This is a genomic window from Streptomyces sp. NBC_01351 (assembly GCF_036237315.1).
Taxonomy (GTDB): Bacteria; Actinomycetota; Actinomycetes; order Streptomycetales; family Streptomycetaceae; genus Streptomyces.
Genome location: NZ_CP108356.1, coordinates 4861166 through 4878805 on the forward strand (window position 1 = coordinate 4861166; position 17640 = coordinate 4878805).

14 protein-coding genes are annotated in these 17640 nt (G+C 72.7%); 6 read left to right on the forward strand and 8 right to left on the reverse strand.

Translation table 11 applies throughout. The annotated features are described in order from the left end of the window. Positions 1-11: 11 nt before the first annotated feature. The 3 genes from OG625_RS22475 to OG625_RS22485 form a co-directional block, all read right to left on the reverse strand. Complete coding sequence (locus tag OG625_RS22475) at positions 12-4163, reverse strand: nSTAND1 domain-containing NTPase (RefSeq protein ID WP_329384024.1); 4152 nt, start codon at positions 4161-4163, stop codon at positions 12-14. Between the two features lie 4 nt (positions 4164-4167). Continuing rightward, positions 4168-4542 (reverse strand): CU044_2847 family protein, encoded by a 375-nt coding sequence (locus tag OG625_RS22480; RefSeq protein WP_329384027.1) that lies wholly within the window; start codon positions 4540-4542, stop codon positions 4168-4170. Positions 4543-4931: 389 nt separating this feature from the next. Continuing rightward, a complete protein-coding gene (locus OG625_RS22485) occupies positions 4932-6125 on the reverse strand; it encodes an acetyl-CoA acetyltransferase (protein WP_329384030.1) in 1194 nt (397 codons plus the stop codon). Between the two features lie 240 nt (positions 6126-6365). On the opposite strand from OG625_RS22485, the gene OG625_RS22490 reads away from it, so the two are divergent. Beyond that, complete coding sequence (locus tag OG625_RS22490; RefSeq protein WP_329384033.1) at positions 6366-7592, forward strand: acyl-CoA dehydrogenase family protein; 1227 nt, start codon at positions 6366-6368, stop codon at positions 7590-7592. A 5-nt stretch (positions 7593-7597) separates the two neighbouring features. Further along, positions 7598-8071, forward strand: coding sequence for a nitroreductase family deazaflavin-dependent oxidoreductase (locus OG625_RS22495; RefSeq protein WP_329390859.1), 474 nt, complete (start codon positions 7598-7600; stop codon positions 8069-8071). 160 nt (positions 8072-8231) lie between these two features. On the opposite strand, the gene OG625_RS22500 is transcribed toward OG625_RS22495, so the two are convergent. Continuing rightward, on the reverse strand, positions 8232-8879 hold the full coding sequence (locus OG625_RS22500) for a TetR family transcriptional regulator (protein WP_329384036.1): 648 nt from the start codon (positions 8877-8879) through the stop codon (positions 8232-8234). Positions 8880-9207: 328 nt separating this feature from the next. Here OG625_RS22500 and OG625_RS22505 point away from each other — a divergent pair, with 328 nt between their 5' ends. The 3 genes from OG625_RS22505 to OG625_RS22515 all read left to right on the forward strand — a co-directional run bounded on the left by OG625_RS22505 (position 9208) and on the right by OG625_RS22515 (position 13312). Further along, the gene (locus OG625_RS22505; RefSeq protein ID WP_329384038.1) at positions 9208-10008 is read left to right on the forward strand and encodes a VOC family protein; all 801 of its coding nucleotides are present in this window, start codon (positions 9208-9210) and stop codon (positions 10006-10008) included. Between the two features lie 262 nt (positions 10009-10270). Continuing rightward, positions 10271-12736: a serine/threonine-protein kinase gene (locus OG625_RS22510; protein WP_329384041.1), complete on the forward strand. Its 2466-nt coding sequence runs from the start codon at positions 10271-10273 to the stop codon at positions 12734-12736. 78 nt (positions 12737-12814) lie between these two features. After that, complete coding sequence (locus OG625_RS22515) at positions 12815-13312, forward strand: peptidylprolyl isomerase (RefSeq protein WP_329384043.1); 498 nt, start codon at positions 12815-12817, stop codon at positions 13310-13312. 80 nt (positions 13313-13392) lie between these two features. Here OG625_RS22515 and OG625_RS22520 read toward each other — a convergent pair whose 3' ends face one another. After that, positions 13393-14247 carry a helix-turn-helix transcriptional regulator gene (locus OG625_RS22520; RefSeq protein WP_329384046.1) on the reverse strand — a complete coding sequence of 285 codons (855 nt, stop codon included), beginning with the start codon at positions 14245-14247 and terminating at the stop codon, positions 13393-13395. Between the two features lie 154 nt (positions 14248-14401). On the opposite strand from OG625_RS22520, the gene OG625_RS22525 reads away from it, so the two are divergent. Further along, positions 14402-15196: an alpha/beta fold hydrolase gene (locus OG625_RS22525; protein WP_329384048.1), complete on the forward strand. Its 795-nt coding sequence runs from the start codon at positions 14402-14404 to the stop codon at positions 15194-15196. 27 nt (positions 15197-15223) lie between these two features. On the opposite strand, the gene OG625_RS22530 is transcribed toward OG625_RS22525, so the two are convergent. From OG625_RS22530 to OG625_RS22540, 3 genes are read right to left on the reverse strand one after another with little or no spacing between them, the layout of a single operon-like run. Next, positions 15224-16000 carry an enoyl-CoA hydratase/isomerase family protein gene (locus OG625_RS22530; protein ID WP_329384051.1) on the reverse strand — a complete coding sequence of 259 codons (777 nt, stop codon included), beginning with the start codon at positions 15998-16000 and terminating at the stop codon, positions 15224-15226. Beyond that, the gene (locus tag OG625_RS22535) at positions 15997-16470 is read right to left on the reverse strand and encodes a Zn-ribbon domain-containing OB-fold protein (protein ID WP_329384055.1); all 474 of its coding nucleotides are present in this window, start codon (positions 16468-16470) and stop codon (positions 15997-15999) included. The genes OG625_RS22530 and OG625_RS22535 overlap by 4 nt, the downstream gene beginning before the upstream one ends. 7 nt (positions 16471-16477) lie before the next feature. After that, positions 16478-17629 carry a lipid-transfer protein gene (locus OG625_RS22540; protein WP_329384058.1) on the reverse strand — a complete coding sequence of 384 codons (1152 nt, stop codon included), beginning with the start codon at positions 17627-17629 and terminating at the stop codon, positions 16478-16480. Positions 17630-17640: the final 11 nt, after the last annotated feature.

Below are 17640 nucleotides of genomic sequence, written 5' to 3' on the forward strand. Positions count from 1 at the left end.
CGGCGCCGGGTTCAGGAGGCGGGGCACAAGGGGCCGACCGGTCGCGATAGGTACGCCGCCTCTTCCTCACGGTTGAGGTCACGGTTGACGGCCCGGCAGATGGTCTCGATCGCGTCCTCGGCGTCCTCGTGCAGGTCGAGGTCGTGCAGCCGAACGGTGCCGTCGTCGCTGCCGATGGCAAGGGTGGTCGCGTCGGGGCTGAACGCCACCGACCGCGGCACGGCGGTCTGGGCCAGGGTGGCGAGGGCCTTTCCCGTCTCCACGTCCCACAGCCGGACGGTGTAGTCGGCGCTGCTGGTGGCGAGGGTGTGTCCGTCGGGGCTGAACGCCAGTGAGGTCACCGAGCCGATGTGGCCGGGAAGGGTGGTGCGACTCTCGCCGGATGCCACGTCCCACAGCCACACGGTGAGGTCGTCGCTGCCCGTGGCGAGAGTGGCTCCGTCCGGGCTGAACGCCACCGAATTCACCGGCCCGGCGTGGCCCCCCAGGGTGTCGATCTGTGCGCCGGTCTGCACGTCCCACAGTCGCGCGGTGTTGTCGTGGCTGCCGGTGGCGAGGGTGGCTCCGTCCGGGCTGAACGCCACCGCGCCCACGGTGTCGACGTGTTCCAAGGAGCGGTTGAGCGTCTCGCCCGTTTTCGCGTCCCACAGCTGCGCAGTGGCGTCGCGGCTGCCGGTGGCGAGGAGGGCTCCGTCGGGGCTGAACGCCACGGAGACCACCCAGTCCTCGTGATCGGTCAGGGGGACGACGGTCTTACCGGTTCTCACGTCCCTGAGGTGCGCGGTGGTGTCGCTACTGCCGGTGACCAGGGTGGTTCCGTCGGGGCTGAACGCCACCGCGGCCACCGCGTCTTCGTGATCCCTCACAGGATCGCGGGCCTTGCCCCCTCTCACGTCCCAGAGTTGTGTCGTGCCGTCGTGGCTGCCGGTGACGAGGGTGGCTCCGTCGGGGCTGAACGCCACCGAATTCACGGCCCCGGAATCGGCGACCAGGGCATTGCCGGTTTCCACGTCCCACAGCCGCACGGTGGTGTCGGTGCTGCCGGTGGCGAGGGTGCGTCCGTCGGGGCTGAACGCCACCGCACGCACGGTGTCGGTGTGGCCGGTCAGGATACTCATGAGCGCGCCGGTTTCCACGTTCCAGAGATGCGCGTCGTTGTCGGCGCTGCCGGAGGCGAGGGTGCGTCCGTCGGGGCTGAACGCCACCGAGTACGCCGCATCGCTGTGGCCCGTCAAGATGTCACGGGTCTTACCGGTTTCCACGTCCCACAGCACCACGTTGTTGTCGACGCTGCCGGTGGCGAGGGTGGTTCCGTCGGGGCTGAACGCCGCCGAGTACACCGTTCCGGCGTGTTCCATCGGCTTGCCGAGGGTCTTGCCGGTTTCCATGTCCCACAGCAGCGCGGTGCCGTCTTCGCCGCCGGTGGCGAGGGTGCGTCCGTCGGGGCTGATCGCCAGCGCCCACACCGGGCTGCCGTGCTTCATCGGGTCGCCACGGCGCGTGCCCGTTCCTACGTTCCACAGCTGCGCGGTGCCGTCGGCGCAGGCGGTGGCGAGGGTGGCTCCGTCGGGGCTGAACGCCACCTGGTTCACCCAGGAGGCGTGTTCCATCGGGTCGTCGAGGAGCTTGCCGGTTTCCGCGTTCCACAGTTGCGCCATGCCGTCCTCGCTGCCGGTGGCGAGGGTGGTTCCGTCGGGGCTGAACACGGCGGATCCCACCGCGCCGTGGGGGTCGATCAGGGGGGCGACCGTCTTGCCGGTTCCTACGTCCCAGAGCAGCGCGGTGCCGTCGGCGCTGCTGGTGAGGAGGGTGGTTCCGTCGGGGCTGAACGCCACCGAGCGCAACTCGGCGGTATGGCCTTCCAAGCGCCGCTGCAGCGGGAGGGCCGCGGCGTTCCGCAAGCCCTCTTCGGCCTCGGATGTGCCACTGGTGCGGAAGGCCCGGATGGCCAGGAGCGAGGCGAGGTCGGGGCTGGCCTCGATGAGCGTGCGGGACTGTCCGGCGAGTTGGCGGGAGAGGGCTTCCCGCTGCTCGGTTTCGACTGCCCGCCACTGCCAGAACGCCAGCCCTCCGACGACGAGCGCGAGGGCGAGCAGGGACGCCAGGACCCTGTTCAGGCGCCGGCTGCGGCGGATGGCGGTCTGCTGGTGTTCCTGGCTGGCGGTGAGGAAGGCGGCGATTTCGCCCGGCAGGCGGCGCTGCCCGGACCACTCCAGGCCTTCCGCGAGGGTGGTTCCCCCGAGCAGGTCTCCGGGGTGGTGCTCTTCGGTGAAGCGGGCGCGCCGGGCGCGGGTGTGGTCCAGCCATTCCTGGAAGCGGTGGTCCTGGCCCACCCATTCGCGCAGGGTCGGCCAGTCGCGGATCAGCGCGTCGTGGATCAGTTCGGCCACCGGCAGCGCGGGCGGGGCGTCGCGGAGGAGGGAGACGCCGGGTGAGTGGGTGGTGATGATGCGATGGCGGGTGAGGGCCGCGAGGACCTCGTCGATGTCCTTGGCGCTGTGCTCCCCGCCGACGTCGGCCGCCAGTTCGCGCAGTTCGTGCAGGGGCACCTGCTTGCGGATGGCGGGGATGTTGCGGCCGGGGTCGGCCGAGTGCACCAGGGAGGTCAGGACGCGCTGGGCGATGGGCCGGTGGTCGGGGGGCAGCTGGTCGAGGGCGGTGTCGCACCACGTGGTCAGGCTGCCGGTGACGCCGCCGATGCGCCGGTAGGCGTCGTGGGTGAGGTACCCGTCGTGGCGCCGCTGCCAGAGCTGGCTGAGGGTCAGTTCCAGCAGCGGCAGCACGGTGACCGGCGCGCTGGCGGTGGTGGCCCCCTCGGGGGTGGTGGCCAGCACGTCATTGATGATCTGCTCCGGGAGCCCGAGCTCGAAGTGGGCGCCCGCGTTCTGGGCGGGCAGGATGACGATGTCGTGCAGGTCGTGCCGGCTCAGGGTGCCCGGGATGTTGAGGAGTCCGGGCATGGCCGCTTCCAGCAGCTTGGGTGCCAGCGCGGCCTGCTGGGGGTAGAAGTCGTCGCGCATGATCAGGATCACGCTGAGCCTGGTGTGCGAGGTGACCGCGGCGGTGATCTGCTCCGTCGCGGTCAGGCGGCGTCGCAGCTGATCGCCGGTGGACGGCTGGGTGAAGAGCTCCTCGAACTGGTCGATGATCAGGACGACGCGCTCACAGCCGGGTTCGGCCGCGAGTTTGCGGCCGACCGCCGAGGAGATCCCCTCCCGGACGGCCCCGGGCAGTCCGCCGCGTTCGAGTTCGTCCAGCAGATCCTGCCTCGGCCGGGCGGTCACGGGCAGCCACCGGTCACTGCCGGGCAGCTCGCCCGCCGCCAGCGCGGGCAGGACACCCGCCTGGACCAAGGACGACTTGCCGGAGCCGGAGGGCCCCAGCAGCAGGGTGACCCGCTGGTCGGCCAGGTTCGCCAGGACCTGTCGTGCCGCGTCCTTGCGGCCCTCGAACCACCGGGCCTCTTCCGAGGTGAACGGTTCCAGTCCCCGGTACGGGCACACGTCCCGCTCGGCCAGATCGGGCCACACCTCCCGGAGTACGTCCGTGGGGGTGACGTAGGCGATGCCCAGGCCCCGCTCGTGGTCGTCGGGGGCGGTGATCTCGGTGAGCATGCCGATGACCAGCCCGGTCACCTCGTCCATGACCGGCGCGCCGCTGAAGCCGGTGGTCAGGTCGTTGGCGGCGGTCAGCTGGAGGTGTGCGCCCCTGCTCTCGGTGGCCGGCAGTAGATCGCCCGCCACACCGAAGCCGAAGTGGCCGCCCGCCGCGGCCTGGGCGGGGAAGCCGAACGAACACACCTGGTGACCCCGGCAGCCCGAGGCGGAGCCCAGGGGCAGCCCCCACACGCCCGGCGGGGTACCGCTGAGGCGTACGACGGCCACGTCCGCGTCCTCGGGGGCCCGCCACGGCTCGTCCAGGACGAGCCCCTCGGCCCGGGGCGCGCCGTCCACGTGGGGGAAGTTCACCCGCACGTTCTCACCGGGCCCGCTGCCGGCCGCGTGTACGACGTGCGCGCAGGTGATCAGTATGTTCTCGGCGACCAGGAAACCCGCCCCGGCCACCTGCTCGTCGGAGTCGACGATCTGGGCCATGGCGGGGAGGAGTCCCGAGGGCGTCCCCTCGCCGGTCGGGCCCGTGCCGGTGGTACCGGTGACGTCCATCGGGTCAGTCCGATCGCTTGGCTGCGCCCGCACCGCCGACGCCCGTACGACCGCCCGCGCCGCGCGGATCGTCCCTCTCCCAGGTCATGGTGACCCGCAAGTGGCAGTTGGCGCTGCTCCTGGTGATGACGACCCCGGCCTCGACGGCGAGGTCGACACCGAACTCGACGGAGATCCCGTCGGGGCCCGCCTGGCGCAACTCGTCGAGTACGGCGCGCGACGCCTCGGCGACCGAGCCCATCGCCTCCCGCAGATTTCCCGGCAGTTCGTGAATGGCATCGCTGATGCGACCGGCCTTCACCGGGCCCTCCGCCCCCGCCGGAGCCTCGACCAGGATGGAGCCGCCGCCCTCCAGGGGTATCCGGGCCAGATGCGTCATGGCTCCTCCTACGCTCAGCGCGCCCTCGCGCCGTCGGGGCCGGATTCGCCTCGGACACGGGAGAGAGCGCCGCACCACCGGGGGCCCGTGCGCGGGACACGACCGATCACGGCCGGTCGGGCGCGTTCTGGGCGTCACGGCGGGTGGCAGGTGGCAAGCGGTACGGACGGGCTGCACGGGAACTACGCCGGACGGGAGCCCTTCATCGGCCCCGAAGGCGCCCCGTGGACACCAGGGGCCGTACATGCCAATCGTCATCCCATCCGGCGCCCACCGCATCCGGTGGACGAGCTCCGGTACGGACCGGCCCGCGGTGGGCCGGAGCCATGCCGGCCGGGGCTCCGCCAGGCCCGGGCCCGCCGCGGGGCCGGGTCCGTGCCCGGCGCGGGTCAGTTCCGACCCAGCACCACCGTTCCCGAGGAGCAGAACCAGCCGCCCGTGCCCGAGGCCACCGCTACCTCCGGGAGGTGGCCGCCGCGTTTCGTCACCTGGCCCGGGCCTGCCTCGCCGCGGAGTTGGCGGACCGCCTCGACCAGCAGGAACAGGCCCCGCATGCCCGGGTGGCAGGCCGAGAGGCCGCCGCCGTCCGTGTTGACCGGGAGTTCTCCGTCCCGCAGCAGCCGGCCCTTCTCCACGAAGGCGCCGCCCTCGCCCTTCGCGCAGAAACCCAGGTCCTCCAGGGTCACCAGGGTCATGTACGTGAAGGCGTCGTAGATCTCCGCGAGGTCCACGTCCGCCGGGGTCAGGCCGGCCCGCTCGAAGGCGATGCGGCCGGAGACCGCCGCCGGGGAGACCGTGAAGTCCTCCCACTCCGACATGGTGGTGTGGGAGACGGAGGTGCCGGATCCCAGGATCCACACCGGGGCCTTTGCCGTGTCGGGGACGTAGTCCTCGGCCGCCAGCAGCACCGCGCAACCACCGTCCGAGCGGATGCAGCAGTTCAGCTTCGTGAAGGGGTCCGCGATCATGTCGGAGGACAGGACCTCGTCGACCGTCAGCGGCTCGCGGAACATCGCGTCCGGGTTCGTGGCCGCGTTCGCCCGGGCCTGGACGGCCACCGAGGCGAGCTGCTCCAGCGTGGTTCCGTACTCGTGCATGTGGCGGCGGGCGGCCATGGCGTACTTGGAGATCAGCGTGTGTCCGTACGGGACCTCGAACTGCAGCGGTCCGCGCGCGCCGAAGGACAGGTTGGAGGTGCGCCGCTTCGCCTTGATGTCCGCGCGGGCCGTGGATCCGTAGACCAGCAGCACGGCGTTGGCGTGCCCGGCGGCGATCGCGTCCGCCGCGTGGGCCGCCATGACCTCCCAGGTCGAGCCGCCCACCGAGGTGGAGTCGACCCAGGTGGGGCGCAGGCCCAGGTACTCGGCCACCTCCACCGGGGCGAGCGTGCCGAGGCCGGCCGAGGCGAAGCCGTCGATGACGGAGCGGTCGAGCCCCGAGTCGGCCAGGGCGCGGCGGGCGGCCTGGGCGTGCAGGGCGTACGGGGTGGGGCCGTCCACCCGGCCGCAGTCCGAGAGGGCGACGCCGACCACCGCGACCCTGCGGCGGGGTCGGGATTCGGGTCCAGGTGTGAGTCCAGGCATGGGGGGAAGGTACATCTGACGTAGTGTCAGTTTCTAGAGCCCCTGGGTCGGTCGATGGGTCGATCTGTCGGCTCGTCCGTCGGTTCGTCCGTCGAGCCGCCCGTCGAGCCGTCCGTCGAACCGTTCGTTCATCCCGCCTTCCCTGCCCCCTGTGCATCTGCCGCCGCCCGCCCTAACATGACGGCCCGTCAGATACTCCCCCAGCTACCGCTGGGTGGTGCCCCCGGGAGGAGCCCGACGATGGATGCCGCCTTCACCGCGGAGCAGGACGAGATACGTCGTACCCTGCGCGAGATCCTGGGCAAACGCTGCGGCCCCGACGAGGTCAAGGCCGCCGTCCGCACCGCCGCAGGGTACGACCGCGAGCTGTGGCAGCAGCTCGCCCAGCAGCTCGGGCTGCCCGGCATCGCCGTCGCCGAGGAGTACGGCGGCGTCGGCTGCACCCCCGCCGACCTGGCCCTGGCCTGCGAGGAGACCGGGCGGGCCCTGCTGCCCTCACCGCTGCTGGCCACCGCCGCGCTCTGCGTGCCGCTGATCACCGCCCTCGGTACCCCCGCCCAGCGCTCCGCGCTGCTCCCGCCACTGGCGGCCGGCGGGCTCACCGCGGCCCTCGCCGTCCCCGGTCCGGCCCTGGCCACCGCGCTCGGGCTGACCGGCGACAACACCGCCGGGCCGTGGTCCGGCGGCGGCCGCGCGGGAGGCGTCCAGGCGCGCGCCGACGCGGAGGGCTCCGGCTGGCGGCTGTACGGGGAGGTGGCGCAGGTCCTCGACGGGCACAGCGCCGGCCTGCTGCTGGTCGCCGCGCACACCGGCGGGTTCGCCCGCAGCCGCACGCTGCTCTTCCTCGTACGGGAGGACGCGCCCGGCCTCGTACGGTCGCGGCAGACCACCCTGGACGAGACCCGCCCGCAGGCGCGGATCCAACTGAGGGATGTTCCGGCGGAGTTGCTGGGAGCAGAGGGGGGCGAAGGGATAGGAGAGGCGGAAGGCGCGGCAGAAGGGTCGCGCGTCCTCGAAGCCCTCGCCGCCACCGGCCGCACCGCCGCCGCCGTGCTCGCCGCCGAGGCGGTCGGCGCGGCCGCGCAGGCGCTTGCCCGCACCGTGGACTATGTACAGCAGCGCGAGCAGTTCGGTCGGGCCGTCGGGTCCTTCCAGGCGGTCAAGCACCGGCTCGCCGACCTCTACGTACGGGTGCAGGCGGCCCGTTCGGCGGCCTACTACGCCGCCTGGGACCCGGAACAGGGCGGCCTCGCCCTCGCCCAGGCGCTGGAGACACTGCGGGTCACCGCCGGGGAGGCCATCCAGTTGCACGGCGGCATCGGCTTCACCTGGGAGCACGACGCGCACCTCTACTTCAAGCGGGCGGCCGCCGACGAGCTGCTGTTCGGCCCCGTCCACCGGCTGCGCGGCCACGCCGCGGACCGTGCGGACCTCTTCACCCCCCTGCCACGGAAGGTGGCCGTCTGATGGGTATGGCTCCCGGCGTCAAGCTGATGCAGAAGGTCTCCTCGACCATGCTGTTCGCCAAGATCGCACCGCACTTCATCCCCGCGATGGACAAGGCCGTGCACAGGCTCACCCGCGGCAAGGTCATGCTCAGCGCGCAGATGCTGCCGGGCGTGATCCTCACCGCGAAGGGCGCCAAGACCGGCGAACCCCGCACCACCCCGCTCGCCTGCATGCCGGAGTCCGACGGGGTCAGCTGGGTGCTGATCGGGTCCAACTTCGGCCGGCCCGGGCACCCGGCGTGGACCGGCAACCTGCTCAAGCACCCGGACGCGGACGTGAGTTGGCGGGGCCAGGACATCGCCGTGCGGGCCCGTCTGCTGGAGGGGGAGGAGCGCGCGGCGGCCTGGCAGGCGGTGCTGAAGTTCTGGCCGCCGTACGCGACGTACCAGGCGCGCATCGAGCGCGAGATCCGGCTGTTCCGCCTGGAGCGTCGCTGATCTCAGGCGGGTGGCGGCACGGCCCGGGCGGGTGACGCGGCCACAGCGCGAACGGTACGGCCCATACGGCCCATACGGCCCATACGGCCCAGGCCAGTACGGCCCGTACTGCCGACACCGAAGCCGGCCGGGGCGGCGGACCCTCCGGGAGGGTCCGCCGTCACTTGGTCGGCTTCTTGCCGGTGATGCCGAGGTGGACCAGCAGTGCCAGGTTCGGCTTGAGTTCGGCCTGCTTGACGCCCCAGGTCTGGAAGCCCTTCTGGTGCGAGGCGACCGCGGCCAGCATCGCGACCAGTGAACCGGCCATCGCGGCCGGGCTGACCTCCTTGTCGACCTTGCCCTTGGCCTGGAGCTCCTTCATCGACTCCGTCAGGGAGTTGGTGACGGAGTTGAGGATCTTCATGCGGATCTTGTAGAAGCGCTTGTCGCCCTCGGCCGCGCCGAGGTCGACGACCCGCAGGATCGCGTCGTTGCGCCGCCAGAAGTCGAGGAAGCCCTCGACGAGCTCCTCGGCGGCCGCCCACCCGGACTTGCCGACCCAGGTGCGGCCCTCGACGAGCGAGGTCAACTGGGCCCCCTCGGTCGCCATTTGTTCGGCGATCTCCAGGACGGCGCCTTCGACGTCCGGGAAGTACTGGTAGAAGGTCGCGGGGGAGGTACCGGCCTTGCGGGCGACGTCGATCACCTTGACGTCGCGGTACGGCGAGGAGCTGAGCATCTCGCTGAGGCAGTCGAGCAGCTTCTGCCGCGTCGCTTGGCCGCGCCGGCCGGCGACACGCCCGTCGACGGTGCGTACTTGTCCTGTCATGCCGTCAGCTTACCGAGGGGTGATCGGCGCGCTATTCGGCCGCCTGCAAATGGGGTTACGGGGTGCCTGGCCTGGACGGAAGCGGACTTGAGAGGCTGTGGCGACAGGTTCCGGCCGGGAGTACGGACCCCCCTGCCCCGCCACTGCCACCGCCCTCCACCGCCCTCCACTCCCTTCCGGCGGGTCGCCCGGTTGCTCAGTGTTTCCCCCGAATAGTCTTATCAACAGGCTGTGGACAAGTTTTCGGGCAGATCATGGCCGTGAGAAGTGGGACAGGTGGGAGAGGTGGGACGGTACACACCCCCGCACAACGGAAGGAACCGGGCTCATGGCCGCATTCGCGGAAGGCGCACCCTGCTGGGTGGACGCCTCGCTTCCGGACGTCGAGGCGGGCAAGCGCTTCTACGGTGAGCTCTTCGGGTGGACCTTCGGCGGCAGCGCGGGAGCCGAGTACGGCCACTACACCCAGGCCTACAGCCGCGGCCGCAACGTCGCCGCCCTCGCCCCCAAGCCCGACGGCCGGATGCCCACCGTCTGGGGGATCTACCTCTACACCACCGACGCCTACGCCTGCGCCCAGCGCATCCGCGCCGCCGGCGGCCAGATGGTGATGGATCCGATGCCGGTGGGCCCTTACGGGACCGCCGCGATGGCCGCCGACCCCGGCGGGGCCGTCTTCGGCCTCTGGCAGCCCGGCACCCACCACGGCTTCGACGCGCAGAACGAGCCGTACACGTACTGCTGGAGCGAGGTCTACACGCGGGCCCGGGACGCGGTCGACGTCTTCTACGCCAAGGTCTTCGGCTATGTCCCGGAGGACCAGAACGACGATGAGTCCGGCGTCGAGTACCGGGTCTGGTCCCCTCCCGGCAGCGCGCCGGGCAGCGACACCGCGGTCCTCGGCCGCAGCCTGATCACCGACGCGTTCCCGGAGATCATGCCCGCGCACTTCCTCGCGTACTTTGCCGTCCCGGACTGTGACCAGTCCGTCGCGATGGTCCAGCGGCTCGGCGGCCGGGTCACCGCCGACCCCTTCGACACCCCGTACGGGCGCATCGCCGTCGTCGCCGACAACCAGGGGGCGGTCTTCGGGCTCCTCTCGGAACCCCGGACGCGGCTCGGCTCGTAGCGAGCCGGCGGCGCGAGGGCGGCGAGCCGGCGCCGATCGGCGCCGAGTCGGCGTCGCGTCGGCACCGAGTGGGCTATCCCACCCCCTCCCGGACCGCCGTGCCGGGGCCGGACCCGGCGCGGGCCTGACAGAATCGGGGTTGCGCGACCCGGGCGGCGCCCGGAGTGAGACGCTGCACGGGGCACGGCCCCGTACCGGCGTCGCGTACCGGTGGAAGCGGGCCCGGAGCGAGGGTCCGTACGGGGAGGTGTGGAGGCGAGTGGTGGAGCAGCTGACGCAGCACGACCCGAGACGGATCGGCCCCTTCGAGGTGCTCGGACGGCTCGGCGCCGGCGGCATGGGGCTGGTCTATCTCGCGCGGTCCGCGTCCGGACGGCGGGTCGCGATCAAGACGGTGCGCACCGAGCTCGCCGAGGACCAGCTGTTCCGCGTGCGGTTCACCCGCGAGGTGGAGGCGGCCCGCGCCGTGTCCGGCTTCTACACCGCGGCCGTGGTCGACGCCGACCCGCGCGCCGCCGTGCCGTGGCTGGCCACCGCCTACGTGCCGGCGCCCTCCCTGGAGGAGATCGTCAACGAGTGCGGGCCGATGCCCGCCCAGGCCGTACGGTGGCTCGCGGCCGGTATCGCCGAGGCGCTGCAGTCCATCCACGGGGCGGGCCTGGTCCACCGCGACCTGAAGCCGTCCAACGTGCTCGTCGTCGAGGACGGCCCGCGCGTGATCGACTTCGGCATCGCGAGCGGGGTCTCCAACACCCGCCTGACCATGACGAACGTCGCCGTCGGCACCCCCGCGTACATGTCGCCGGAGCAGGCGAAGGACTCGCGCAGCGTCAAGGGCGCCAGCGACGTCTTCTCGCTCGGCTCGACGCTGGTCTTCGCCGCGACCGGACACCCGCCGTACCACGGGGCGAACCCGGTGGAGACGGTGTTCATGCTGCTGCGCGAGGGCCCCAACCTGGAGGGGCTCCCGGAGGAGCTGCGGCCGCTCATCGAGTCCTGCATGCAGATGGACGCCACGCTGCGGCCGACCCCGGCCGACCTGCAGGCGCAGCTCGCCCCGCACCTCTTCGAGGGCGACGACGAGAGCGGCACCGCCTCGGCGTGGCTGCCCGGGCGGGCGGTCGCGATGATCGAGGCCCGGCGGGCGGGGCACCGTACGCCTCCGAACACGACCGTTCCGATGCCCGGCCGAGGCCACGGGCCCGCCGGCGGCCACGGCCAGGGCGGCGGCTCCGGCCGCGGCCAGGGCCCCGGCGCCGGCCACGGCTCGGCTTCCGAGTCCGCCACGCACCGCCACCCGCGCGGCGGCGCCGACTCGTGGGTGGATCCGCGTACCGGCCAGGCCGTGCCGCGGCGCCCGGACCGCCCGCCGATGAACCCGGTGCCCTCGGGCGAGCCCGTCCGCCTCGGCGGCTCCCCGGTGCCGATCGGGCCCGGCCCGCGGGCGACCGCCGCGGCCCCCGCCGCGCACGCCTCCGCCGCGGACTCGGCGACCGGCTGGATCCGCCCGCCGGGCGGCTCGGTGGCGGTCGCGCCCTCGCCTTCTTCGGGTGCTTCGCCCGCTTCGGTGCCGACCCCCGGTGCGGGCCCGGACAGCGGCCGCTGGCGGCCGTGGCGCTTCCGCATGTCGAACGAGGTGTGGGGCACCCCGACCGTGGCCGGCGACCTGCTCTACGTCACCTCCTTCGAGGTGCACGCCCTGGACGTGGCGAGCGGCCGCCGCCAGTTCAAGACGCGGGACGTGGCCTGGGCCATGGCCGTCGCCGACGGCCGCCTCCATGCCTCCGACGGCCCCTCCCTCTACGCGCTCGACGCCACCGACGGCTCGGAGCGGTGGCGGCTGTCCACCGAGTCCTGGGCGTACGCCGTGCGCGCCGAGCGGGGCACGGTCGTCACCGCCACGCGCGGTGGCGGCGTACAGGGCTGGGAGGCCTCGAACGGCCGGCAGCTGTGGCAGCTGAGCGGCGCGCAGACCGACTTCGAGACCCCGGAAGCGGCGCCCGTCCTGCACGACGGCACCGTGTACGTGTGGCAGGACGCCCGGCTGCGCGCCCTGGACGCCCGCAGCGGCCGCGAGTCCTGGTCGTACCCGGTCGGTGACGCGGGCTCCTGCGGCAACGTTCCGGTGCGGGTCACGCCCGCCCCCGACGGCAACGTCTACGTGGCGGCCGGCACCCGCGTGCTCTCCGTCGACCGGGCCTCGGGCCGGGTCCGCTGGCACTTCGAGGCCCCCGCGGTCTTCCTGGCGCCCCCGGCCTTCGCGCCGGGCGCGGCGGTCACGGGCGGTGGGGTCTACATGGTCGACTACCTGGGCACGGTGTACGCCCTCGACGCGGCCAGCGGCCACGACCGCTGGCGCATCGCGACGGAGGCGCGCTCGTCGGCCGATCCGGTGGTGGTCGAGGCCGGCAACATCCACCTGGGCGCGGGCAGCGCGCTGTACACGCTCGACGCGGTCACCGGCACCCCGAAGTGGCGGTTCGCGGCGGGCGGCGAGATCACCGGCATGCCGGCGGTCGCTGACGGCCGGGTGCACTTCGGCTCGGCCGACCACTGCCTGTACACGCTGGACGCGGCGGGCGGCCAGCTGCGCTGGAAGCTGGCCACGGGCGGCGAGATCATGGGTGCTCCGGTGGCCGAGGCGGGCGTGGTCTACGCGTGCAGCAAGGACCGCTGCGTGTACGCCCTGGACGCGGCGAAGGGGACGGGTACCCGTACCTCCGCCTGACCGGTTGCCGGCCCTGTAGGGGTCGGCTTCCGGCCCCGCCGGGTAGCGTTCCGCACCGGGAGTGACAGGATGGACCCCATGAGCAACGTTTACTTCGACATCAAGATCGACGGCCAGCCCGCCGGCCGCATCGTCTTCACCCTCTTCGACGAGGTCGTCCCGAAGACCGCGCAGAACTTCCGCGAGCTGGCCACCGGCCAGCACGGCTTCGGCTACGCGGGCTCGCCGTTCCACCGCGTCATCCCGCAGTTCATGCTGCAGGGTGGCGACTTCACCAACCAGAACGGCACCGGCGGCAAGAGCATCTTCGGCGAGAAGTTCGCCGACGAGAACTTCACGCTGAAGCACGACCGCCCGTACCTCCTGTCGATGGCGAACGCCGGCCGCAACACCAACGGCTCGCAGTTCTTCATCACCACCGTCGTCACCCCGTGGCTCGACGGCAAGCACGTCGTCTTCGGCGAGGTCGTCGAGGGCCAGGAGATCGTGGACAAGATCGAGAAGCTCGGCACCCCCTCGGGCTCCACCCGCGGCAAGATCGAGGTCGCAGCCTCGGGCGTCGTCGACGCTGCCTGATCCCCACCCCGCCAGCCCGGCCGGCCGGCCCCGCCCCCTCCCGGGGGCCGGGGCCGCCGCCATGTCCGGGGGCCGCTTCGTCAGACGGACGGCGCGGTGAACTGGCCCGTGCCGACCACCTTCAGGAGCGCGAGGCGTTCGGCGGTGTCAGTGCCGACGGGCGGGGTGTACAGGACCACGCGCTGGTCCCCCTCCGGGGCGAGCAGCACCTGGCAGTCCAGCTCGACGGGGCCGATCAGCGGGTGCAGCACGCGCATCCGCGACGCCCGGCGCACGGATACCTCGTGCAGCTCCCACAGTGCGGCGAACTCCTCGCCGGTCCCCCGCAGCCGCTCCACCAGGCGAGCCGCGGCCGGGTCGCCGGCCCGTCGGCCCACGGCCGCCCGCAGGTCCGCCACGTGCAGCCGGCTGTAGTGGTCGTGCTCCTCCGCCGGGTAGGCGGTGCGCTGCGCCGGGTCGGCGAACCAGCGCCAGACCACGTTGCGGCCGTGCTCGGACACCGAGCACACGCCGCCCAGCAGGGACTCGGCCATCGCGTTCTGGGCGAGGACGTCACCGAGGTCGCCGAGCACCTGGACCGGTGTGTCCGGCAGCTGGTCCAGCAGGTGGAGGAGTCCCGGCCCGACGTGGTCGCCGGCGGCACGCGCGGCGGGCGGGCGGCGGCCGGCGAGCAGGTGGAGGTGGTCGCGTTCGTCGTCGGACAGCCGCAGGGCGCGGGCCAGGGCGGCGAGCATCTCCGGCGAGGGCTGCGGGCCGCGGGCCTGTTCGAGGCGGATGTAGTAGTCGGCCGACATGCCCGCGAGTTGGGCGACCTCCTCGCGCCGCAGGCCCGGCGTGCGCCGCCGGGGTCCGACGGGCAGTCCGGCGTCCTGGGGCCGTACCCGGTCGCGGGAACGGCGCAGGAAATCGGAGAGGGCCTCACGGTCGATCTTCATGTGGTCATCCTGCAGGACGGTCCGGGGCCGAACCAGGGACTGCCGATCCCAGGGTAAGGAGGGCTCTCCCGGCCCCCTCCGGGCGGCGGCACCGTGGGTCCGGCCGGAGCACGAACGCCCCGGTCACCACGAGATTCAGGGAGCGAGCCCCCCCATGACCACCGCCACCGTCACCGTCAACGGCGCGCACGTCCACTACGAGAAGAGCGGCTCCGGCTCCGGCCCCGCCCTGGTCCTGGTCCACGGCACCGGTTCGGCAGGCGCCGCCCTCAACTGGGGCCAGACCGCGCCCCGGTTCACCCCCCACCGCACGGTGATCACCCCCGACCTCTCCGGCACCGAGGCGACCGTCGACGACGGTGCTCCGCTGAGCTCCGAAGGGCTGGCCGCCCAGGTCATCGCCGTCATCGAGGAGGCGGCGGACGGGCCGGTCGACCTGCTGGGCTTCTCCATGGGCTCCACCGTCGCCGCCACCGTCGCGGCCGTGCGCCCCGACCTGGTGCGGCGGCTGGTCCTGGTCGCCGGCTGGGCGCACACCGACAGCGACGAGTACCTGCGCAGCCTCTTCACCCTCTGGCAGGACCTCGGCACCTCCGACCCCGCCTCCTTCGGCCGTGCGGTGGCGATGACCGGCTTCAGCCGCGGCTTCCTCAACTCCATCGGCCGCGAGCAGTTCGAGGCCCTCATCCCCAACATGCCGCCCACCCCCGGCACGCTGCGCCACATCGCCTACGACCTGCGGGTGGACATCCGCCACCTGCTGCCCCTGATCGAGGCACCCACCCTCGTGATCGGAGGCACCCAGGACATCACGGTCCCGGTCGAGCACAGCCGCGCCCTGCACGCCGCCATCGCCGACAGCTCGTACGCCGAGATCGACGCGGGCCACGTCATGCTCTTCGAGCAGGCGGACACCTTCGTCAAGCTCGTGACCGACTTCATCGCGTGAAGTCCCGCTTACGGCGGCCGCGCCCGGTCAGCGCAGCCTGAACTCCGTGCCCGGTCGCCGGGATCCGAACAGCTCCGCCTGCCGTTCCGGCGTCAGGTTTCCCAGCGAGATGAGCGCCGGGGCGTGGGAGAGGGCCTGCTGGAGCGCGGACTGCTTCGCCGACCACAGGGCCCGTACGGTGCCCTGCACGGCCTCCGTCGGGAAGCCGGCCAGGGTTTCCGCCGCCCGCAGCGCCGCCGGGAGGAGCTCCCCGGGCTCGGTCAGCTCCGAGACGAGCCCGATCTCGTACGCCCGCGCCGCCGAGAGCCGTTCGGCCGTGCCCATCAGGGACATCCGGGCGGCCTCGCCGAAGGGCATGCGCTGCGCCATGTAGACGGCCTCGTAGGCGCTGACCATCCCGTACGTGGTGTGCGGGTCGAAGAACGTCGCCGACGAGGACGCGATGAGGAACTCCGACTCGCCCAGCAGGTAGAAGGCCCCGCCGCAAGCCATGCCGTTGACGGCGGCGACCACCGGCTTCCACAGGTCGCCCGCCTTCGGGCCGATCGCGACCAGCGGGTCGTCGATCGAGTACGGGGATGCGGGCTGCGGCACCTCGACACCGCGATCGACGCCCGTGCAGAAGGCGGCCGTACCGGCGCCCGTCAGCACCACCGCCCGTACGTCCTCGGCGAAGCGGAACTCCCGCCACACCTCCGTCAGTTCGGCGGCCGTCTCCAGGTCGATGGCATTGTGCCTGCGTTCCCGGTCCAGGGTGACGACCGCGACCCCGGTGGCCTTGTCGCGCTCCACCCGCAGCGTCATGCCTTCTCCAGGATCCAGCGCGGCACGGCCACCCCGCCGATCGCCGTGAAGGCCACCTGGACCCGCGCGCCGATGCGCAGCCTGGCCGGGTCCACCGAGTCGAGCGGGGCGTCGGCGGAGGTCACCAGGTTCCCGGCGAGCCGGATGCGCGGGGCTTCGGCGAGCTCCACGAGGATCACGTTGTACGGGGCCTGCGCCGCGTACGCGGGCAGCAGCGGCGGGTGCGGCCGTACGTAGGACCAGATCCGGCCCCGGCCGCTCATCAGGCGCCACTCGCTGTCGAAGGACCGGCAGTGCGGGCAGCAGGGGCGGGGCGGGAAGCGGAGCTCTCCGCATGCGGTGCAGGCCTGGACGCGGAGTTCGCCCTTGGCGGTGTACTCCCAGAAGGGTGCGCCGTCCTCGTCGGGGACGGGCAGGAGCAGGCCGTCCGCGGGCGTGGGGGCGGCGGGTGCGGGTACGGATGTGGTCATGGCCGGCTCAGCTCCTCAGCAGGATCGCGGACGTGGGGACACCCTCGCCCGCCGTCACCAGGCAGGTCGCGGCGTCGGGCACCTGGGCGGTGGAGACGCCGCGCAGCTGCTTGACGCCCTCGTTGATCAGGTTGAAGCCGTGTACGTAGGCCTCCGAGAGGCCGCCGCCCCCGGTGTTGATGGGCAGCCGGCCGCCGATCTCCAGGGCCCCGCCCTCGGTGAAGGCGGCGCCCTCGCCGCGCCCGCAGAAGCCGTAGCCCTCCAGGGAGAGGGGGATCAGCGGGGTGAAGGCGTCGTAGATCTGGGCGACGTCCACGTCCTGAGGGCCGAAGTCGGCCTGCTTCCACAGGTGTCGGGCGGCCGTCCAGGCGGGGCCGGTCAGCGGGTCCTCGTTCCAGTAGTTGACCATGCCGTGGTGCTGCGAGGGCAGGCCCTGGGCGGCGGAGTGCACGTAGACGGGCTTCTGCCGGCAGTCCCGGGCCCGCTCGGCGGAGACGATCACGCAGGCGAGGGCGCCGTCGGTCTCCAGGCAGTTGTCGAAGAGGCAGAGCGGCTCGCTGATCATGCGGGCGGTCATGTACATCTCGCGGGTCAGCGGGCGCTCGTACATCATCGCGGCCGGGTTCTCGTTGGCCCGGTTGCGGCAGGCCATCGCCACGTTGAAGAGGTGCTCGCGGGTGGCCCCGTACTCGTGCATGTAGCGGCGGGCCAGCATGCCGATCTCGTCGGCGGGGCGCAGCAGCCCGAAGGGGCGGGTCCACTGGCCGGGGGTGGGCAGCTGGACGGCGGTGTTCTTCCAGGGCCGGGGGCCCGAGCCGCGTTTGCGGGAGCGCCAGGCGACGCCGACGGTGGCCTGGCCGGTGGCGACGGCGGCGGCGAGGTGGCCGACGGTGGCGCAGGAGCCGCCGCCGCCGTAGCCGATCTTGGAGAAGAAGGTGACGTCGCCGGCGCCGATGGACTTGGCGACCTCGACCTCGTCGGTCTCCTCCATGGTGAAGGAGGAGAAGGCGTCGACCTCGGAGGGGTCGATGCCCGCGTCGTCGAGGGCCGCGAGGATGGCCCGGCAGGCCAGTTCCTTCTCGGTTTGCGGCAGTTGTTTGGCAAAGGCGGTCTGCCCGATGCCGACTATCGCCGTAGCGTCCTTGAGCGTTGCCGCCATCGCCACCTCCG

What these genes read in the sequence shown, in the direction of transcription:
- OG625_RS22475 (WP_329384024.1), bottom strand. Translation starts at nt 4,163, where the DNA reads ATGGACGTCACCGGTACCACCGGCACGGGCCCGACCGGCGAGGGGACG.
- OG625_RS22480 (WP_329384027.1), bottom strand. Translation starts at nt 4,542, where the DNA reads ATGACGCATCTGGCCCGGATACCCCTGGAGGGCGGCGGCTCCATCCTG.
- OG625_RS22485 (WP_329384030.1), bottom strand. Translation starts at nt 6,125, where the DNA reads ATGCCTGGACTCACACCTGGACCCGAATCCCGACCCCGCCGCAGGGTC.
- OG625_RS22490 (WP_329384033.1), top strand. Translation starts at nt 6,366, where the DNA reads ATGGATGCCGCCTTCACCGCGGAGCAGGACGAGATACGTCGTACCCTG.
- OG625_RS22495 (WP_329390859.1), top strand. Translation starts at nt 7,598, where the DNA reads ATGGCTCCCGGCGTCAAGCTGATGCAGAAGGTCTCCTCGACCATGCTG.
- OG625_RS22500 (WP_329384036.1), bottom strand. Translation starts at nt 8,879, where the DNA reads ATGACAGGACAAGTACGCACCGTCGACGGGCGTGTCGCCGGCCGGCGC.
- OG625_RS22505 (WP_329384038.1), top strand. Translation starts at nt 9,208, where the DNA reads ATGGCCGCATTCGCGGAAGGCGCACCCTGCTGGGTGGACGCCTCGCTT.
- OG625_RS22515 (WP_329384043.1), top strand. Translation starts at nt 12,815, where the DNA reads ATGAGCAACGTTTACTTCGACATCAAGATCGACGGCCAGCCCGCCGGC.
- OG625_RS22520 (WP_329384046.1), bottom strand. Translation starts at nt 14,247, where the DNA reads ATGAAGATCGACCGTGAGGCCCTCTCCGATTTCCTGCGCCGTTCCCGC.
- OG625_RS22525 (WP_329384048.1), top strand. Translation starts at nt 14,402, where the DNA reads ATGACCACCGCCACCGTCACCGTCAACGGCGCGCACGTCCACTACGAG.
- OG625_RS22530 (WP_329384051.1), bottom strand. Translation starts at nt 16,000, where the DNA reads ATGACGCTGCGGGTGGAGCGCGACAAGGCCACCGGGGTCGCGGTCGTC.
- OG625_RS22535 (WP_329384055.1), bottom strand. Translation starts at nt 16,470, where the DNA reads ATGACCACATCCGTACCCGCACCCGCCGCCCCCACGCCCGCGGACGGC.
- OG625_RS22540 (WP_329384058.1), bottom strand. Translation starts at nt 17,629, where the DNA reads ATGGCGGCAACGCTCAAGGACGCTACGGCGATAGTCGGCATCGGGCAG.